The 4073-nt window shown below is 54.5% G+C and carries 2 protein-coding genes and 1 pseudogene; 1 reads left to right on the top strand and 2 read right to left on the bottom strand.

Annotated features, from left to right (window positions below):
* Together ACI38B_RS00375 and ACI38B_RS00370 are read right to left on the bottom strand one after the other, a co-directional pair.
* Positions 1-508: pseudogene (locus tag ACI38B_RS00375) on the bottom strand (hypothetical protein); the annotation flags it as partial.
* A 17-nt stretch (positions 509-525) separates the two neighbouring features.
* Positions 526-1026 carry a hypothetical protein gene (locus tag ACI38B_RS00370; protein ID WP_439729058.1) on the bottom strand — a complete coding sequence of 167 codons (501 nt, stop codon included), beginning with the start codon at positions 1024-1026 and terminating at the stop codon, positions 526-528.
* Positions 1027-1289: 263 nt separating this feature from the next.
* On the opposite strand from ACI38B_RS00370, the gene ACI38B_RS00365 reads away from it, so the two are divergent.
* Positions 1290-3950 (top strand): RICIN domain-containing protein, encoded by a 2661-nt coding sequence (locus ACI38B_RS00365; protein ID WP_439729057.1) that lies wholly within the window; start codon positions 1290-1292, stop codon positions 3948-3950.
* The last annotated feature ends 123 nt before the right edge of the window (positions 3951-4073 follow it).

The following is a 4073-nucleotide window of genomic DNA, read 5'->3' as shown; positions in this document are numbered from 1 at the left end:
ATGCCTGGGATGTGCCGCCCCTGAGTTTCATCCCGTCGTTGACCGGGAAGCCGAGATCCTGTAGATGCTTCTGATAGCAAGCGTCAATATTGGAGCGGACGGCGTGAACACCAGTGCTGCTGGACCAATACACCGTGCCATTCTGATAAGTGCGTTCAGCGCCGCTCTCGGTTGCGGTGATCGGCGTGACTTCTGCAGTGGGTGATCCCAGCCATGTGTGCGTGGCGGCAAAAGCATCGATCGCGCCGTTGGACGGATCGGTGTGCTGGCCGGAATCGGTGCCAGGATTATCGGGCGTACCAGGGTTATCCGGATTATCTGTAGTATCCGTATTATTGCTATTGTCTGTCGTCTGCTGTTGTGCAGGTGCCGTAGCATCGTCGGCATATGTGGGCGATGCCGGAACGATGGCCAATGCTAAGCACATTGTTGCCGCGCATGCCGCTGCGATTGCTCTGCCCCGTGCGAATGGCTGATGATTGATCATCAGACGCTCTTCTTTCTTCATGTCTCTCCTAGTGCTGTCTACTCTTTGCTGGTGATGTACAGATCGAGTCCGCTTCTTGTGTTGTAAGTCCACTGGGCGGAATAGCCGTCCCAACTGATGGACACCATGCTGGGGTTATCCTGCTTCTTGAGCATTTCGGCGGTGTAGTTCGCAGGGATGTTCAAGTGGCTGGCGACGCATTTGAGAGTGGAGAAATCCGAAGCATTCCCGGAGAAGACCGTTAGTGATTTGCCGCCGTCTTCGAGCACAAGAGCCTCGGTTGTGGTGGCTGTTTCGTCGAATGCCACGCCTTTATTGCAGGCCTGATACGCATCACTGAGCGACTTCGCCATCTTGGTAGAGGTAGGAGTGCCTGAAGATCGCGGTGCTGTAGCCGACGGTTGGGTGCTTCCCGGAGTCGATTGAGCAGTGCGATTGTCTGTTCTGGAATAATGTACGAATGCCAAGCCGGCAATGATGCAGACAACGATGAGAATGGCGCCCGCAGCCAAACCCAATGTTTTCCGATGGTTCCCCATATGTTCCCTCTTCCCCATGCCATTGCTGACAAACGGTGAGTCTCTTACATTGCGTCATCCTACTCTCTGGTGTTGCCATTCGAGCAGCAACGCGATCCAAGGATTTCATCTGTCCTCATGACGGAATCGAAAAGAACGGGATATCCCAGTGGCGATACGTCAGATTCGCGAATAACATATATACATATGTGTGCCCTGATTCGGAGCTAAAAGTCTTCGCATACGGAGTCACCGGTGAGGGACGGAAGAAAGGAACACTTCGGATGGCTTGGAAGAAGATGCGGTCAGTCGTGGCGACAGCCGCTGCGGTCATGATTTGCGCGGGGGTACTTGCTTCGTGGGGAACGTCAGGTTCGGCGGCGGATAAGACGATTGATACGGTACTTTCCGCGTCGGCTTCGTCGAACGGGATTGATAGTACATCGGTGGTTACTGCCACGGATGATACATCAGGCACGACCGGTACTGATACCATGCCGAGCAATCCCTCCCAAGAGCTTCCGGACTCGGTGGATTCGTCGATTCCGAACAATGCGACCGTGGTTTCCTCTGATCTTGCCGTCACCAAGGACGGTACGGTGAAGAATCTCGAGACCGGCGAAACCGTGACCGATCCAGAGATTGTGGGTACTGAAGACACGCCTCCGGATCCATTGGCCAAGACCAACGGGCAACGATTCATCCCGGTGTCGGTGAAGACCGTGCGCAACGCAATCGAGGAGCGAACGGGGACTGAGAAGTCGGCATTGAAGTCGAAGGCACTGGCATCTGCAGGCGCGAGTATGATGCCAGCTGTACTGAAGTCCAGTACAGGAACGTCAGTACAGCAGACGGCGTTGCAGAATAACAATTACGGGGCGCACTGGGGTACTTACGATGGAACGCAAGCATTCTTTGAATATGATTCGAAAAATGAGCGTAGTGTTCTCTTCGCGAAAGACGCAAAGGGTGTAATTGACGTTTCGGAGAACAACGGCACCATCGATTGGTCGAAAGTAAAAGCTAGCGGAGTACAGGGGGCAATAATCCGCTTGGGCTTTGGCTGGGGAAATCGTTTTGACTATCAAGCGCTACGGAACATCAGCGAATGCAAGCGGCTCGGTATTCCTTTTGGCATCTATTGGTATTCGTATGCATACGAGGCATCCCAAGCAGCGAAAGAAGCAGGCAGCTTGGTTTCCCAGTTGCGGCAAGCCGGTGTCAGCCCCTCTGATCTCTCGTATCCGGTCTTCTATGATTTGGAAAAGTGGACTTGGACTGGGCATACCCCGCCAACCAGCGCTTCGGTGTATCAAAGCATTGTCAGCGCGTGGTGGCAACGAATGCAAGCTGCTGGATACTCAAATCTCAGCGTCTACTCATATGCCAGCTATCTCAATGGGCCGCTGAATACGAGTGATATCCATTCCAAGACTCACTGGGCTGCTAGCTATGGCGCGCGCGTGGGATTCACATTTGGCGCCGGCCTCCGCGGTTGGCAGTACTGGAGCTCTGGCTCGATCCCGGGTATTGCTGGCAACGTGGACCTCAACGCCTTCGGCAATGTCTATGATGTTCGCACACTTCCCACGGTCACTATTCCCAATGGCACGTATTACATCAATGCGATGATGAAGGATTCGTCCGGCATTGATATTCCGGGTGCATCCACCAGTAACGGAGCCAGAACCCAGCTGTATCAGGCCAACGGTTCATCGGCACAGAAGTTCGTGTTCACCAAGCAGAGCGATGGCAGCTATGTGATTACCAATGCACTCAGCGGCAAGGCACTGGACGTTGCAAGCGGTCTGGCCGGTGATGGCGCGGTGGTCCAGCAGTACACGCCGAATGGAACCAAGGCACAACGCTGGTACATCAGGGATACCGGATCAGGGTATTGCATCCAGTCGGCATTGGGCAACTGGGTACTTGATATTGCAAGCGGGTCATCGGCTAACGGAACCAGCATCAGCCTGTATACCCCGAATGCGAGTAAAGCTCAGAAATTTACTGTCTCTTCAGCGACTGCTGCGATTCCAACCAATGTCAGTCTCAAGATCTCTTCCGTTGAGAATGCGTCATTGGCTATGGATGTGCCTGGCGCTTCCACTCAGGACGGGGCGAGGATTCAGATCTATCAAGCGAATGGCTCGAACGCGCAGACATTCAGCGCGCAGCAAGTGGGAAACGGGGTGTACAGCCTTACGAACACCGCTTCTGGCAAAGTTCTGGATGTCGCCGGGGCTTCCACTGCCAATGGAGGTGTAGTGCAACAGTATGCGTCAAATGGCACTGCTGCACAGCACTGGTCTCTGCTCGACTATGGCAATGGCAAGATTTCATTGACCAGCAATGTTTCTGGTAAGGCCGTCGATATTCCGTCCGGTAACGCTTCTTCGTCGGTCAAGCTGCAGATTTATTCCGCGAATGGCACGAAGGCCCAGCAGTGGACGGTGACGAGAGTCAAGAGCGAGCGTGACAAGCTTAACGATCTCGCCGCGAAAAACAAGGGCGTACTCGCTGACGGTACGATGACCATGATTTCTGCGCTTTCGGCTTCTAAAGCCCTTGATGTGTCCGGCGCGTCCCGCTCCAATTGCGCGAACGTGCAACTGTATCAATCCAATGGTACGGGTGCGCAGCGTTGGATTGTTTCGCATGACCGCCAAGGGTACGTTACGCTTCGCAATGCCGCCTCGGGTAAGGTGCTCGATATTGCCGGCGCTTCCACGGCGAACGGTACTAACGTGCAGCAATATGATTCGAATGGCACGTGGGCACAGAAGTGGATCGCTGTTTCGAATGGCGATGGCACGGTGACCTTGCATTCGGCTTTGAAGTACGGTCTCGTGCTCGATGTTGCTGGTGCGTCCAGGGCGAATGGCGCGAATGTGCAGGTGTATGCGTCCAACGGTACGAGGGCGCAGCGCTGGGTGAGGAAGTGAAGTAGATAGAAGGCACCGAAGAGTGGTCTTCTAATCGGAAACATTTGTGGGGAGGGCCGATGGCATCGCCATTACATTGGTTAGTGGGTCCCGCGCCGCGGGGCCCGGTCGCCGAGTGCGGTA

The organism is Bifidobacterium sp. (assembly GCF_051876855.1).
Lineage (GTDB): Bacteria > Actinomycetota > Actinomycetes > Actinomycetales > Bifidobacteriaceae > Bifidobacterium.
Note: the sequence above shows the minus strand (reverse complement) of the source record. Positions and strands in the feature narration are given on the sequence as shown.